Source organism: Pseudomonas sp. 28 E 9 (genome assembly GCF_900004785.1).
Taxonomy (GTDB): domain Bacteria; phylum Pseudomonadota; class Gammaproteobacteria; order Pseudomonadales; family Pseudomonadaceae; genus Aquipseudomonas; species Aquipseudomonas orientalis_A.
The window spans coordinates 1-16,053 of record NZ_CVTK01000032.1 but is presented as its reverse complement, the minus strand read 5'-3'; the positions used below and the strand labels follow the sequence as shown (position 1 = coordinate 16,053).

Genomic DNA, 16,053 nt, shown 5'->3' with positions numbered 1-16,053 from the left:
GGCCAATGCCTGGGCGTGTCCCAGCTCAACGACCTGCTCAAGGCCATCACCGACTACTACCTCGGCAAAGGCCGCGTCACCAGCCGCGCCTACCTGCCGCAGCAGGACCTCTCCACCGGCCACCTGCAAGTGCTGGTGGTGGAAGGCAAGCTCGAAGCCTTGCGCAGCGCCGAAGGCAGCACCGTGACCGAACGCGAACTGGCCATGGCGTTTCCCGGCAAGGTCGGCGAAGCGCTGAACCTGCGTGAAATCGAGCAACTGGTGGACCAGCTCAACCGCCTGCCGTCCAAACAGGCGCAAATGGAACTGACCCCCGGCAAGCAAGTCGGCGGCAGCGACGTAGTGGTCAAGAACACCGCGCAAAAGCCCTGGCGCGCCAGCCTGTCGCGCAATAACGACGGCCAGAAAAGCACCGGCGAACAGCAATGGGGCGCCGGCCTTGAATGGGACAGCCCGCTGGGCCTGGGTGACCAGTTGATTCTGCGCGGCGGCCACGACGCCATCAGCGACCACCAGAAAACCTCGAAAAACACCATGCTCTACTACAACGTGCCGTGGGGCTGGTGGAACTTCAGTTACACCTACAGCGAGAGCGACTACCGCACCTTCGGCGTGACCGATGACTTCAAATACAAGCAGGACGGCGACAACCAGAACCACCAACTGCGCGCCGAACGGGTCATCCACCGCGATGACGTGAGCAAGACCTCGGTCAACGTCGGCCTGGCGCACCTGCGCACCAACAACTACATCCTCGACGTGCGCACCCCGCCCAGCAGCAACCGCCTCAGCGAACTGCAACTGGGCGTCAACCACGGTCGGCGTATCGGCACGGCCTTCGTCAACCTGGACCTGGGCATGCAAAACGGCATCGGCCTGCTCGACGCCCAGTCCCAGGAAGAGCGCGACGCCTTCGGTCGCCGCCAGCCGAACTCGCGCTACCGCAAATACACCGCCACCGTCAGCTACCTGCAACCGTTCAGCCTGTGGGGCGAGTCGTTCAGCTTCAGCAGCCTGGCCACCGGCCAACGCAGTGAAGACCCGCTGTTCTCGCCCCAGCGCATGAGCCTCGGCGGCTCGGCTTCGGTGCGCGGTTTCAAGGACCAGTTGCTGACCGGCGACAGCGGCGGCTACTGGCGCAACGAAGTGCGCTGGGCGCGCCCGGTGACCCTCGACTGGATGCGCCCGGCCTTCTTCGAATACGGCGCCAGCGTCGGCTACGACCAGGGCGTGATCCGCAACGACCGCTACAACGACAACGTTCATGGCCGCGTGTCCAGCAACTCCCTGGAGCTGTTCGCCCGTGGCAAGAACGTCAGCACCAGCGTGACCTTTGCCCACTCGCTGGAAAGACCCGGCGTCGTCACCGAGCGCGAAGCGCCGATCTACTTCCGCCTGGATTTCTTCCTGTAATTCAACGTTGCGCCGCAGCGAGAAACTGAAAATGGACGTTCGACAATTTGCCTTCCTGGCCCGCCAACCTTCCGCCGCCCTGAAGCCGCGAAACGCGTTCTTCGGTTTGCCCAAGCGCGGGCTGGCGCTGATTCTCGCCAATGCGCTGTTCTGGCAGCCGCTGCTGGCCCAGGCCGAGGGCATTGTGGTCAGTGCGCCGGGTACCACGGTGGGCGCGGCGGGCAATGGCGTGCCGGTGGTGAACATCGCCACGCCCAACGGCGCGGGCCTGTCCCATAACCAGTTCCAGCAGTACAACGTCGGTCCCAACGGCGTGATTCTCAACAACGCCAACGGCGCGCTGCAAAACACCCAACTGGGCGGGATCATTGTCGGCAACCCCAACCTCAAGGGCGGCGCGGCCAGCGTCATCCTCAACGAAGTCAACGGCGGCAGCGCCAGCCAGTTGCGCGGCTATACCGAAGTGGCGGGGCAGTCGGCCAAGGTCATCGTGGCCAACCCGTACGGCGTGACCTGCGCCGGTTGCGGCTTCATCAACACCCCCAACGTCACCCTCACCACCGGCAAACCCATCATCGACCCCACCGGCCAGCTGAAAAGCTACCAGGTCGATGGCGGCGCGGTGACCATCGACGGCGAAGGCCTGAACGCCAGCAACGTCGACCGCTTCGACATCATCACCCGCTCGGCCAAGATCAACGCACAAATCAACGCCCGCGAACTCAACGTCATCGCCGGGCGCAACGACGTCGATGCACAAAGCCTGAAAACCACCGCCCGCGCCGATGACGGCAGCGCCAAACCCGAGCTGGCGATCGACTCGTCTGCCTTGGGCGGCATGTATGCCGGCGCGATCAAACTGGTGGGCACCGAGGCCGGTGTGGGCGTGAAGCTCGACGGCACCCTGGCGGCCAGTGGTGGGGATATCCAGCTCGACGCCAATGGGCGCCTGAGCATGGTCAATGCCAAGGCCAGCGAAGCGGTGGTGATCAAGGCCGACCAGCTTGACGCCACGGGCGCGGTGTATGCCGGTACCCGAATCGACGCGCAAACCACCACAGGCTTGAGCAACCAGAAAAGCCTCGCCGCGCGCGACAGCATCAGCCTGACCAGCAGCGGGCAGGTGATCAACAACGGCATCATCGAGGCCGGCGTGAATGCCGATGAAAGCCGCAATACCAACGGCGACGTCAACCTGACGGCGACGAGCCTGAAAAACAGCCAAAGCGTGGTTGCCAGTCGCACCCTGACGGTCGCCGCTGCACAAACCCTGGATAACCAGGGTGGCACCTTGAGCGGTGTGAAAACCGTGGCCAGCGCAGGCCAGTTCGATAACCGGGGCGGCCGGGTTCTGGGGGCCGACGCGCTCAAGGTCAATGCCACCGGCCTGGATAACCGAGCGGCTGGCTTGGTGCACAGTGATAACAGCACCGACGTCACGGTGACGGCTGCGCTGGATAACCGCAACGGCCGAGTAATAGGCCTCAAGAACCTGACGCTCAACGCCGGGCAATTGACCAACGATAACGGCTTGGTCGCGAGCCAACAGCAGGTCCAGGTAACTGCCGGGGCGTTGAGCAACCGGGCGGGCGAAATTTCCGCCCAGCAAACCACTCTTAGCGCCACGTCGCTGGATAACCGTTCCGGCAAACTGCTGGGCAGCCAACTCAACGTGACCGCCAGCGGCGCCATTGATAACCGCCTGGGGATTTTCTCCGCCACCAGCCTGCTGACGGTGCAAGCCGCAAGCCTGGATAACAGCGACCAAGGCTCCGTCGCCAGCCAGGGCAACCTGACCGCGACCATCGCCGGGCTGCTCGACAATCACAATCAAGGCAACCTGGTCAGCCAAGGGGCCCAGCAGGTTCAGGTCGGTCAACTGAACAACGCCCAGGCTGGGCTGGTATCGAGTAAAACCACCCTGGCGCTGCACGGCGATACCCTGGCCAACCAGGGCGGCCTGGTGATCGCTGATGGTGCATTGACCCTGACCGGTGGCAGCGTCGACAACAGCAATGGCGGCCAACTGAGCAGTGATAGCCGGTTGACGCTCAATGCCAGCCATCTGCAAAACGGCGCCGGTCGAATCAGTGCCAAGGGCGATCTGCAGGCCACCGTCGGCGTGCTCAACCAGCAAGCGGGTGAGTTGGTCAGTGAAGGCGTGCTGAGCCTTGCCGGCACCTCGGTGGACAACCGCAACGGCGGTCTCATTGCCGCCACCGACGGCGTTGATTTGCGCAGCCAAACCGTGCTCAACCAGCAAGGCGAGATCTCCAGCCAGGCCAAGGTGCTGCTGGTGGCCGACCAGTTGAACAACAACGCCGGCAAGGTGATTGGTGACAGCGGCTTGAGCCTGACCGTGCAACGCCTGCTCAACCAGAGCAAAGGCCTGCTGGCGGGACGCGAGGGCCTCGTACTGAACGGCGGTCAACTGGATAACAGCTTGGGCGGCCGCATCACCAGCCAGAAAGGCCTGAATATCAACCTGACAGGCGACCTGCTCAACCATGACCAAGGCACCTTGCTCAGTGAAGGCGCGTTAACGGTGAAGGCTGGCACGCTGGACAACCGCCAGGGCGGCATTCTGTCCGCCGCCAACGCGCTGTCGATTACAACCGACGGCCAACTGAACAATCAGGCGGGCAAGCTGCTGGCCGATGGCACGGCCACCCTGGTGAGCGCGGCGCTGAACAACAGCCAGGCCGGTGTGATCAGCGCCAAGCAACAGGTTGACGTGCGCAGCGCGGGTCTGGACAACAGCCAGCGCGGCAGCATCAGCAGTGACGCCGGCATCACCTTGAATGCCGGGCAACTGGACAACAGCCAGCAAGGTTCGATCTTTGCCAGGTCCACGGTCAAGGCCACCCTGACCGGGCTGGACCAACACGATCGTGGCGAGTTGGTCAGCAATACCCGCATCGACCTGGACTTGAACCATGGGCAACTGATCAACCGCGACCACGGGCTGATTGCGACCCCCGGCCAATTGCTGCTGAGCAACCTGGGCAGCGTCGACAACAGCCAGGGCGGCGAGATTTCCAGCACCCAATCCTTCGTGTTGACGGCCGACGCGCTGAACAACCGGGGCGGCAAAGTCATCAGTGGCGACAGCCTTCAGGTGCGCATCGCCAAGGCGTTGGATAACAGCGTCGAAGGTGTGTTGTCAGCCAGGAACCTCTTGCAGGTGGATGCCGATAGCCTGGACAACCAGGCCGGTGGCGCCCTCGCCAGCCGTGGCGCGCTGGACCTGAAGGTCACAGGCCTTCTCGACAACCATAACCAGGGGCTGATTTCTGCTGCTACCGCGCTGACTACAACCTCCGGCTCATTGAACAACAGCGACAAGGGCCGCTTCTCGGCCGGCACGCTGCAGACGCTCAACACCGGCGCGCTGGATAACCACCAGGGCGGGCAACTGGTCAGCGATGGCAGCCTGACAATCACCGCAGCTGATGTGGATAACCGCAGCGGCGTGATCGGCAGCCAGCACGCCTTGAACCTGACCGTCGCCAATCTCGACAACAGTGCGGGCCTGATCAATAGCCAAAGCGATCTCACCCTGGCAGGCCAGCGTGTGGACTCAAGCCAGGGCGGAGAAATCTCGTCCAAGGGCGACTTGAAACTCACGGTCCAGAAGCTGATCCAGCGCCAGGGCCGCTTGATCGGCGAACGCGCCGTGAGCCTCGACCTGCAAGGCGGCGATCTGGACAACAGCGCGGGCTTGATCAGCGCCAATGGACCGTTGACCTTCGCGCGCCTGGCCAACCTGACCAACCGTGAACAAGGCGAAATCTCCAGCCAGACGGCGTTCAGTGTGGCCGCCAAGCGCATTGATAACGGTGGTCGCGGGGTCATCCTCAGTGCCGATCAATTGCGTCTCGAAGCGGATGCCGTGGTCAACGCTGACAAGGGTTTGATCTCCGGCTGGAATGGCCTGACGGTCGTCGGGGGCAGCCTGGACAACAGCGCCGAGGGCACGTTGTCGAGCAAGAGCGGTACCCTGCTCACCACGCTCACCGGCACGCTGGATAACCACGCGGCAGGTGCCCTGGTCAGTCAGGGCACGCAAACCATCAGCGCGGCCAGCCTGAACAATGATCAAGGGATCATCTCAGGCCAGGCGGATGTCAGCCTCACCGTCGCCTGGCGCCTGGACAACAGCAACGGCGGCTTGATTTCCGCCGGTCAGCACATGGGCTTCAACCATGCCCAGAGTGAAATCCTCAACCGTGGCGGCCAGATCAGTGCTGCCAATATCACCCTGGTTGGCCAAAGCCTGGACAACAGCGCGGGTCAACTGATCAGCCAGGGCACCCTGGAAGGCACCCTCAGCGGTGCGCTGATCAACGCCAACAACGCCCGTCTGGCCAGTGGCGCAGCCCTGCTGCTGAACGCGTCGAGCCTGGACAACCGGGGCGGGCAACTGGTCAGCCAGGACCGGCTCGACCTGACCCTCGCCGACGATCTGGATAACCGCGACAAAGGCACCCTCGCCAGCCAGAAAGACCTGGTGATCAAGCTGTTGGCCGGTGACATCAACAACCAGCAGGACGGCCTGATTTTCAGCCAGAAGGGCAAGCTCGATCTGGCCGCCCGAACCCTGAATAACCAGAAAGGCACGCTGCAAAGCCAAGTCGATAATCGGCTACGTTTGAGTGGCGACCTGAACAACCAGGGCGGCCGGGTCGACAGCCTCAGTGGCAACCTGGACCTGCAGACGGCCAGTGTGGTCAACAGCGCCGGCGGCATACTCAACAGCAGCAAGGGCTGGATCAAACTGGTCAGCGGCCTGTTCGACAACGGCAGCGGGATCACCCAGGCGCAATCGCTGGACATCACCGCCAACGGCGGCTTGCTCAACCAACTGGGGCACCTCTCGGCCCTGGGCGGTGAAAGCCGTATCGTCACCAGCACCTTGAATAACCAGGGTGGCGGTGTGTATGCCGACACCTTGCTCAAGGTCACGGCCCAGGATTTCGATAACCAGGGCACGGCTGCCGGCAATGGCGGCAAGGTCGGCGCGCGCACCATCGACTTCGGCCTGACAGGCGCCCTGAGCAACCGCTTTGGCCTGATCGAAAGCGACGACACCCTGGGCCTCACCGCGCAAACCATCAGCAACGTGGGCGGTACGCTGCGGGCCATGGGCCGCACCGGTTCCACCCGCATCAGCACACAGGGGCTGTTCGATAACCGCCTCGGTGCGCTGGAAAGCGCCAACGAAGCGCTCGACCTGCAAGCGGCCAGCCTGGACAACAACGGCGGGCGCATCGTGCACACCGGCAGCGGCACATTCGACCTGACGTCCGACCAGGTCACCCGTGCCGGCGGCAGCTTCGTCACCAGCGGCCAACTGGACATCACGGCCGCCAAGTGGACCAACAGCAGCGTGATTCAGGCCGCCCGCCTGAACCTCGACATCGGCGAGTTCACCCAGACCGCCAGCGGCCAGTTGCTGGGCGCACAAAGCCTGACCGGCGTCGGCGGCACCTGGACCAACGAAGGCCTGCTGGCCAGCGATGGCACCCTCAACCTGACACTGACCGGTGGCTACAGCGGCAACGGCCGCATCAGCAGCCTGGGCGCCATGAGCCTCACCAGCGCCCGCATGGACCTGGGCGATAACGCACGGATTGCCGGCGGTGCACTTACCCGGATCAACAGCACCACCCTGAACAATCGCGGGCGCCTGACCGCCATCGGCGACCTGACCGTCAACGCCACCACCTTGAACAACTACGGCACTCTGGGCGGCGCTGGAAAGGTCCGCCTGAACGCCACTCACCTGCTCAACGACAAGGGCCTGGTCTTCAGCGGCAACGACATGACGTTGCGCGTCAATGATTTCAGCAACCGCTATGGCGACGTCTACAGCCTGGGCGGCCTGGACATCGCCCGCGACGACGCCAACGGGCGCAGCGTCCTGATCGAAAACGTCTCCGGCACCCTGGAAAGCACCGGCAACATGCGTTTGCTGGCCGACACCCTGAGCAACCGCCGCGACCAATTCAGCACCGAAATGAAACTGGTGTCGGGCAGCTTCGACACCTACTACGACGACTTCTGTGACGGCAAGGGCTGTGAAGTGCACTTCCGCTCGGTTGAGCGCTACGAGGACGTCGTCACCGGCAGTTCCCCCACGGCGTACATCTCATCGGGTGCAGGCCTGACCGTTGGCGCGCAAACCGTCGACAACCTCTACAGCTCAATCTCGGCTGCGGGCAATATCCAGATCGATACCGGTGTACTGAACAACACAGGCGCAGCAGGTGGCGAAGATCGCCACTTCGACTCGGAGTTCTATACCCGCAACGACAGCGTCTACAACACGTTTATCACTCGCAGGGATCAGTTCAACCTCTACAACAACCCCAACTCGGCCGACTACCGTCCCGGCGAAATGACCATCGCCAAGCTGAGAGACGGGATCGGTAACTTCTACAACGACTCCAGTTATGTCGTCGCCACCGCCGGACGTGTGATTGCCCCCGCTGTTATTCAGGCGGCCGGTTCCGTCACCGTTAACGCCACGCAGCAAATCAACAACAGCGTGATCCGCGCCAACGCCACGGATATCAATACGCCGGCGCAAAACCGCAACACCAACTCCGACGTGTTTGCCTCCACGGTCAAACCGGCGATCACTGCGCAACTGCCGCCGGACCTGGCCCAGCGTCAGGTCAACCCGGTGACCTTGCCTGGCTTCAGTTTGCCGACCAGTCAGAACGGCTTGTTCCGCCTCAGCGGCCAGGCCGCAAAGGCCGGCGCAGCGGGTAAAACCGCCACCGGCAGCGCTGACTTCAGCGTGAACGGGCGAGTGGTCAGCGCCGCCGAGCGCGAGAAAACCCTCGACTACAGCGCCGTGCAAGAACGCGGTTTCAGCCTCGATGGCCAGCCGGTCAGCGGCGCGGTCACTGGCCAGGGCCCGCGGGTGCTGGACAGCCGCGCGCCTTCGGTCACCCGCGTGCAGGGTGTGCCGGACATTGCCCCGGTGGATAACAGCCACAAATACCTGATCGAAACCAACCCGGCGCTCACTGACCTCAAGCAGTTCATGAGCTCCGACTACCTGCTCGGCAAACTCGGCTACAACCCTGACGCCAGCTGGAAGCGCCTGGGCGACGGCCTCTACGAGCAGCGCCTGATCCGCGAAGCCGTGGTGGCGCGTACCGGCCAGCGCTATATCAACGGCCTCGCCAGCGACGACGCGCTGTTCCGCTACCTGATGGACAACGCCATCTCCTACAAGGACTCGCTCAACCTGCAACTCGGCGTATCGCTGACCGCCGAGCAAGTGGCGGCGCTGACCCACGACATCGTCTGGATGGAAGAGGCCGAGGTCAACGGCGAGAAAGTCCTGACCCCGGTGCTCTACCTGGCTCAGGCCAACAACCGCCTGGCCCCCAACGGCGCGCTGATCCAGGGCCAGGACGTGAGCCTGATCAGCGGTGGCGACCTGCACAACAGCGGCACCCTGCGCGCCACCAATAACCTGAACATGGTCGCCGGCAACATCGACAACAGCGGCCTGATGCAAGCCGGCAACCGCCTGGAAATGCTCGCCACCGACTCGATCCGCAACAGCCGTGGCGGCATCATCACCGGCCGCGACATCAGCGCCACGGCCGTGACCGGCGACATCATCAACGAGCGCACCGTCACCACCTTCAAGCGTGACGGCGAGCGATTCCAACTGCGCGACGACGTGGCCAGCGATGCCTCGCGCTTCGAAGCTACCGATACCTTGAGGCTTAACGCCGGCCGGGATGTGCTCAACGTAGGCAGCAATCTCAAGGCTGGCGGCAACGCCAGCGTGACCGCTGGCCGCGACGTAGTGATCGCCAGCCAGACCGAAGAAGACAGCGCCGCCTACCAGCGCCGCCGGGTCAAGAGCACGGAACAAACCCTGCTGCAACACGGCTCCAGCGTAGAGGTGGGCGGCAACCTCGCCATCGACGCCCGACGCGACATCGCCGTGGTCGCCAGCACCGTCAGCGCGGCCAAAGACCTGAGCGTCAAAGCCGGCGAAAACCTGACCCTGGCCGCCGCCGCCAACGAACAGCACGACTACTCCAAAGGCAAAAAAGGCCAGACCAAAACCACCACCCAACTGGACAGCGTCACCCAACAAAGCGCCGAACTCAAAGCCGGCGGCGACCTGATCGCCGTGGCCGGCACCGACCTGACCCTGGTCGCGAGCAAAATCAGCGCAGGCAACGAAGCGTACGTGCATGCCGATAACGAACTGCAACTGCTTGCCGCGCAAGACAGTCACTATTCGCTGTATGACATGAGCAAGAAGGGCGGGTGGGGCAGCAAGAAGACCCAGCGGGATGAAGTGACCGATGTGAAGAATGTCGGGAGCGAGATCAAGACGGGGGGTGACCTGACGCTGGAGAGTGGTGGGGATCAGAAGTATCAGGCGGCGAAGCTCGACAGTGGCGGGGATATTGCGATTGTCAGTGGGGGGGCGGTGACGTTTGAGGCGGTGAAGGATCTGCATCAGGAGAGTCATGAGAAGAGCAAAAGCGATTTGGCGTGGAACAGTGCCAAGGGGAAGGGCGCTACAGACGAGACGCTGCGTCAGACACAAATGGTGGCTCAGGGTGAGTTAGCTATCCGTGCTGCTGGCAAGATCAATATCGACATTAAACAAATTGATCAAAAAACAGTCAGCCAAACGATTGATGCGATGGTTCAAGCTGAACCTCAATTAGCGTGGATCAAGCAAGCCGAAGCCAACGGCCAAGTTGATTGGCGAGTTGTGAAGGAGATTCATGACAGTTGGGATTACAAGCACTCAGGTTTAGGTGCTGCACCCGCGCTGATTATCTCGATTGTCGCAAGCTTCTATCTGGGGCCTCTCGCCGGAGCCATGGCCAGCAACTTTGCTGTAGGCACTATCAATGGCGGCGGAGACATTGGTGCGGGCCTGAAAGCCGCAACCAATAAAAATGCGATTAAAGGCTATGCAACCCAGATGGTTACAAGTGGTATCTTGGCCGGCATAGATACCGCTGTGGCGGGTTGGAATCCCGACGGTCCTTTGATTCTGAATGCCAATGGTGTCAACAACCCAGGCTATTCCTCAAACATGCTGGATTGGAATACGGTTAGTGAGAACGTACTTCGAAGCAGCACACATGCATTGGTCACAGGTAGCGTTAACACTGCGATCAACGGCGGTAGTTTAAAAGATAATCTCGGTGCTGCGGCCATTTCAGAAGGTCTCGATCTCACCGCCGCTTTTGGAAATAAACAAGTCGGTGATTTAGCGGATTATCTGGAAGTCAGCCCTGGCACAGCCTCAAAAGTGTTCATGCATGCTGTCTTGGGCGGAGCACTTTCATCTGCCAAGGGCGGTGATTTCAAAACAGGCGCACTTGCAGGGGCTGCTGCGGAAGGATTGACGACTATTGCGACAGAGAATCTTGGTAAATACCTGGATTCTCAGCTTGCTACGAATCCTCAGTTCAAAGTAGCCACCGCTCAAGTTATTGGGGTGTTGGCGGGCGCTCTGGGTAATGGTGATCCCGAGACAGCCAGTTGGGTGGCGGGGAATGCTCAGCGCTACAACGATTTCGTACATATGGGCGGTAATTGGGGAGCTGCTGCGACCAGTCTCGGCGCTGAAATGATCGAGCAAGGCAAGACACCTGATGAGATCTCTGAGGCGTTCAGATCCTTGGCCAGAAGCGATGGGTATGAGGGGCCGGGCCATGATTATGTTGCTGGTTGGGTCTATATACCTGGTGCTCTCGGGCTGGCAGTGGCTACACCTGAACTGTTGATGGGGTGCGCGTTTGCTCCGCTGGCATGCAACCAGGCTGCAATAGCCGCTGCGGAAGTGGCGGGCGGGAATGCTACTCTCGGGGGGACGGCGTTTGGTGTGTTTGGTGGCGGGGCGCTGGCTGTTGCGGGTGGTGTAAAAACGGGTGCAAAAGCAATCGATGATTCTGCTGCCTATACAAAGTGGTGGGACAATGTTGCTCAACCTAAGACTCTAACTGATAGAGAGGCTAGGGCTTGGTACTTATCCAAAGAGGCAGAAATTCCCAGTCGAATTGATGCAGGATTGTCTCTGGAAGATCAGGCTAAACAGGCGTTTGCCATGAGGAATGATTTAAGGTCTACAGCTAGAGAGTTAATGTCTAACAGAGGTTTGGCAGATTCTTTGAATAAGAGCGATCCCAATAGGGCGTGGTCGGAAATCGCTAATAAATACTCGTCACAAGGTCTTTCTGGGGATGATTTGTGGCGCAAAATTATCGAAAAATCCCAGTCATCTAGAACAAGCGTGAATAATGGGTTGGGGATGTGAGCATGAATCGTTTTTCTGAGTCTAGTTCCGAGCTTGGTCATTTTGTTTATTTTAATGAGTATGAAGAAGAAAACTTTGAGGAATTTGTTGGCGCTGTTTTGAAAAAGCTAAATGCAGAAGAAATAAAGCGTGAGCAAGGCCCTTACTCAATTCTGGTTACTATTGAATATGCAGGGCATAGACTTGTTTTGACAAGCGGCTCATTCGAAGGATGCTACATATCTATAGATAAAAGTGAGGCATGGTTAGCGAAAAAAATTATAGAGTCATTCTGACTTAGCTAGTTGGTGCAAAAGGGGAAGTGTCCGGTCTTCTTCCAAAACCTGGTGCCACATCTATTCCTGCAAGTGGCGTAGGCGCTGGTGCAGTATTTAAGGTAGATTCGAAGCAGCTAGGCAAAAACTCGGTAAGCACGTTGAAGATTTCGGCGGCAACGCGGCTAGCCCAGCAGATCGTAAAGTGGTACTCGATAAAATTCATAACGTTGGGAGTAACCGTGAAAAGGTAATCCCTGGAACTTTTGCTGGGCAAGGAGCAAATGGCGCACGGGGTGATGTGTTTTTCAGAGTTAAGGGTAATGATGTGGTTGTTACCAAGCCTGATGGAACATTCGTTACTATCCTGAAGGATGGGGTAACTTAGAATCCATCTGTACAGAGTGCATTAAAGGGAGGCGTCAGGTAATGAACTCTACTAGACTTATGATTGCCTGGCTGTTAACGGTGCTCGGGAAGAAACTACTGTCAGTTAATGCTCTATTCCATGTTTTCTATTCCGAGAGGGATTCTGCCCCTCAAGAGGTTGGCCTTCTATTTGAAAATTCTGAAATTGGGAAACTGTATGGTGGACCCGATGGTGCGTCTATCTGTTTTTCTTTGAATCCGATTTCAAGTTGCGATCTAGGTGAATACGGTAGGCAAGATATTTTTTGTATTTCTGGTGAGCTTTATTTCTCCGATGTTGTAGGAAGGAGGTTAGTGTCTGCATCGCTTGTGCAGTCCTTAGCAGAAGACGTAGTGATAGGCGTTGCTCTCTCGTTTGATAACGGTTTTTGCCTATCCATTTTAAACTTAGGTGATGAGCTTTTTGTCTATGATGAGATCCCAGAGGAAATAGTGATCAGTGAGGGGGTGATCCTTACCTCTGTGAGTTAATGGTGCAAAAGCTGCGGCAAATGGCAGTGGGCCAGCTAAGGGCTTCTTAGGAGTCAGTGATGCATATTCGTCCTCTAAAGCTGTACAAGGGTTGAGCAATTCAAAACCTATTGACTTTATTTACGATCCGGCTAGTCAGCGCTTCATCATGGGGCGGAATCAATTTGGGCATGATGGGATATTGGATGCTGGAAAAATCCCTTCATCTGACGCTATCGTCGGCGGCGGGATCTGGAAGGAAAATGGAGTTCTTCGAACCTATGAATGGAGCGGACATTACGGGATGAACTGGACTCCCGAGCTTCGTGAGCAGTTCAAGTCCTTTATGAGCAGCCATGGGGTGGATGTTACCCATACTCACGGGATATCTAGATGATAGATGATCTGAAAAAAAAGCTATTGATGGAGCTCGGTGAACTAGATGCTCCTTGGATAAAAAAAATTGAGTACAACTCTGAAGGGGCTAATTTGAGTTGGCTTCCTGTAGCAAAGTTGTGTGGGGGGCGTTTTCTTTTGGGGCTTACTTCCAAGGGGCTTTGGGCTAGATCGACAGATTCTGTTGTTCAGACAGTCAGCGACGAAACTACGTGTGTATTTTTTCTGCCAGTGTTAGAAGATCTACCAGAAGTGGTTCGTTGCAAGATGATTGATGGACTTAAAGGTTATGGGCTTTCCGAGGAGTTCATAGACTTATTTCCATTTGAGCAAATTGTTTTGGCAGGTCTTAGAAGTCAGAGTGAGTACTGGTCTGGTTTGGCGTTGAAATGGGCTTTATTCGTCCCGAGATCTAATAGCTTAGAGGCGGAGCTGGAGGCGTTGAGTAAAGATGGAGAGACTCAAAAAATACGTCACTCGGCCAGAAAAATAGCTAAGCAGCTAAAAGTTTTGGGGAAATAGGGGTCAGGCCACTGTTCTTCATAAGGTGGCCAAGGAGATTATCAGTCAGGAACCGGACCAGATTTCAGATAGCGAATCCGGATTGCCGGCACTGCACTACATCACGCTCGTGACTTGATAGCGAACTGCCTAGGAAAAGAAAGCTATGAAACGGATTTTTGCATCAACGTTCGTCCTCACTCTTGCAGCTCTTTTGAGTGCATGCGCAATCCCATACGAAACCCCGGAAGCACGCGCCAATATAGAACGCGATCTGAAGCTCAACTCAGACGATATCGTCTCCATATCGCAAATCAACTGGTGTTTATTTCCCTATGGCGATCTGAACGTGTGCCAGCCTAGGAACGGCCTTGGTGTAGTGACCAAGACCAATCTAGTACTAGCATATTTTAAAGGCGGCATGTATGAGAGCGCTGTAGTCATCAACACCAGCGATATTCAATGTGCACACATGCAAAATGGAAGAACCGAGGCCGGTGATTTTTACGTATTCACTGAGCCTTATGCCGCACTGCTGAGGTTAGTCCCCATAACTGGTGCCTTAGCACTCGAAAAGAAGGACCAGTTTCTGAGTGTACTGGCACCTCCAAGCACTGAAACCTTCACGGGTGAGCAAGGGAATTTTATTCAGGATACAGGGCGTAAGAATTATTCTGCTTTGGCTGTACCAGGAGGAAGCTATGTGGGGACTAGCAAGAGCGTTATGCAGATTATTAATCCGTGCACGAAGGGAAGAACTGCACAATGACTATCGAAACACATCGCGACTATCCGCAACCCATAACGTGGGATCAACCTCGACGACGCACCTGTTGCCGTTGCCCCTCCTGGCCCGCTCATGTCACAGCCACCCCGATTGATTGGCGTGCGAGTGTTCGGTAGACGGTCGGTCTTGATATGGAAAACAGCATGCAAATCAGAGTGAAAGAGGGAGACTTGGAAAATGGGGTCAGACCCTGAAGGATCCCCACAAATTCACCCTAAGCTCTGCGCTTGATGGCGCACCTCATCACGCAGAGCCCGCTCCAATATTTCCATGTGTTCTCGTCCTCCAAAATCTGTGCAGATTCGCCAGTATTCCAAGCCTAGTCGCCACAATGAAAGCACTCGCTTTTCTTTGATGCTGTTGCTTTGGTAGCGTCGCTCCAAGCCGCGTTCTCGTGCCTGCAACCCCGTTAAAAACAGAAGGTAGTTGGCCAAAGCAGCAATCAACAACAACACCTCAATGCGCTTTGGACAGTGGCTTCGATGCAGATTCAGGCCTAATCCCAAGTGCTCACTTTTTACATCTCGAAAGCCTTCTTCGATCTGCATACGGCGCTTATAGATCGCCACTATTTTTGCTGGATTCCATTCGTCTTGCCTCAGATTGCTGGCAAGCAACCAGGGCTCCCGTTCACGCCTGGCTGACTGTCGGCTGAGCTTACTTTTGGCGATTGAGCCAGTCACTCGTTGATGCTTTCGGCCCTTGGCTGAATGTCGCACGCAGTACAAATTGATCAAGTGCGGAGCGCTACGCGTCATCTCGACCCGACCAAGCGACTTGGGTGACGAAGTGGCCAAAGCATAGAGATCTTGCACGGGCAGCCACTCATTTTCGTCACCACGATAAAGCTCCCGATTTCGTATACGAGCCACGTAGTACCAGCCCTGTGCGGCCACTGCTTTCATCCATGGGCGCCGGAAACCTGCATCAGTAACCATCACTGGAACACATCCATCGGGCAGTAGTTCAGCCAGTGTTTTGAGCAGGCGGTTTTGATATTTGGGGCAGCCCTCGCGTTCATGAACACTTTCATAAATAGGGAATGAGCGCCCCGCTAGAGGTATCGCGGCCCTCAACAAAAAAGCGTTGCCGGGAGCATCAATTCGGGACCAGTCAACCAAGATTAATGGGTGCTTCACCGACCCCAGCAATGCCCGCAGGATCACCCAGTAGAACAGCGGACGCTCTGCTCTGAGGTGTTGATTGCCCAGTAACCGATCAACCCGCTTGATTGCATGTTTGGGGAATGCCTGACCTGGCATAAAACGTCCGAGCGCTGTCAGCGTCAGGCGGCGGCCTTGCAGTAACGAACTGACACAACTCATCAGTGTTGTCAGGCGACGAGAGTGGATTGAAGGCAGTGCTTGAGCGAGCGCTCTGTGTAAAAATCGGATGGCCTGCATGGGTTTGGGATCTTGTTTTTGTGTGGTGCAAACCAAGTTGCCGACTCATGCAGGCTTCTTCAATAACTCCAACTTCTTGATTTTTCGTAAGAAAAATCG

At 57.8% G+C, this 16,053-nt stretch carries 7 protein-coding genes and 1 pseudogene; 7 read left to right on the top strand and 1 reads right to left on the bottom strand.

The window, feature by feature from the left end; translation table 11 throughout:
• The 7 genes and pseudogenes from BFQ00_RS07130 to BFQ00_RS07110 form a co-directional block, all read left to right on the top strand.
• Positions 1–1,413, top strand: a 1,413-nt coding sequence (locus BFQ00_RS07130) for a ShlB/FhaC/HecB family hemolysin secretion/activation protein (RefSeq protein WP_065933035.1), incomplete at its 5' end; no start/stop codon positions are given.
• Positions 1,414–1,444: 31 nt separating this feature from the next.
• Positions 1,445–11,734 (top strand): two-partner secretion domain-containing protein, encoded by a 10,290-nt coding sequence (locus tag BFQ00_RS07125; RefSeq protein WP_242527121.1) that lies wholly within the window; start codon positions 1,445–1,447, stop codon positions 11,732–11,734.
• Positions 11,735–11,736: 2 nt separating this feature from the next.
• Positions 11,737–12,009 carry a hypothetical protein gene (locus BFQ00_RS28990; protein ID WP_130184654.1) on the top strand — a complete coding sequence of 91 codons (273 nt, stop codon included), beginning with the start codon at positions 11,737–11,739 and terminating at the stop codon, positions 12,007–12,009.
• A gap of 408 nt (positions 12,010–12,417) precedes the next feature.
• Positions 12,418–12,888, top strand: coding sequence for a hypothetical protein (locus BFQ00_RS07120; protein WP_065883224.1), 471 nt, complete (start codon positions 12,418–12,420; stop codon positions 12,886–12,888).
• 16 nt (positions 12,889–12,904) lie between these two features.
• Positions 12,905–13,264: pseudogene (locus tag BFQ00_RS27775) on the top strand (polymorphic toxin type 43 domain-containing protein); the annotation flags it as partial.
• Positions 13,261–13,785, top strand: coding sequence for a hypothetical protein (locus BFQ00_RS07115; RefSeq protein ID WP_065933034.1), 525 nt, complete (start codon positions 13,261–13,263; stop codon positions 13,783–13,785). The pseudogene BFQ00_RS27775 and the gene BFQ00_RS07115, both read left to right, overlap by 4 nt.
• Positions 13,786–13,930: 145 nt before the next feature.
• The gene (locus BFQ00_RS07110) at positions 13,931–14,533 is read left to right on the top strand and encodes a hypothetical protein (RefSeq protein ID WP_065933033.1); all 603 of its coding nucleotides are present in this window, start codon (positions 13,931–13,933) and stop codon (positions 14,531–14,533) included.
• Positions 14,534–14,760: 227 nt separating this feature from the next.
• Here the strand turns inward: BFQ00_RS07110 and BFQ00_RS07105 are convergent, their stop codons facing one another.
• Positions 14,761–15,954, bottom strand: coding sequence for an IS4 family transposase (locus tag BFQ00_RS07105; RefSeq protein WP_065933032.1), 1,194 nt, complete (start codon positions 15,952–15,954; stop codon positions 14,761–14,763).
• Positions 15,955–16,053: the final 99 nt, after the last annotated feature.

Coding starts and splice junctions, on each gene's coding strand:
- BFQ00_RS07125 (WP_242527121.1), top strand. CDS start 1,445: ATGGACGTTCGACAATTTGCCTTCCTGGCCCGCCAACCTTCCGCCGCC.
- BFQ00_RS28990 (WP_130184654.1), top strand. CDS start 11,737: ATGAATCGTTTTTCTGAGTCTAGTTCCGAGCTTGGTCATTTTGTTTAT.
- BFQ00_RS07120 (WP_065883224.1), top strand. CDS start 12,418: ATGAACTCTACTAGACTTATGATTGCCTGGCTGTTAACGGTGCTCGGG.
- BFQ00_RS07115 (WP_065933034.1), top strand. CDS start 13,261: ATGATAGATGATCTGAAAAAAAAGCTATTGATGGAGCTCGGTGAACTA.
- BFQ00_RS07110 (WP_065933033.1), top strand. CDS start 13,931: ATGAAACGGATTTTTGCATCAACGTTCGTCCTCACTCTTGCAGCTCTT.
- BFQ00_RS07105 (WP_065933032.1), bottom strand. CDS start 15,954: ATGCAGGCCATCCGATTTTTACACAGAGCGCTCGCTCAAGCACTGCCT.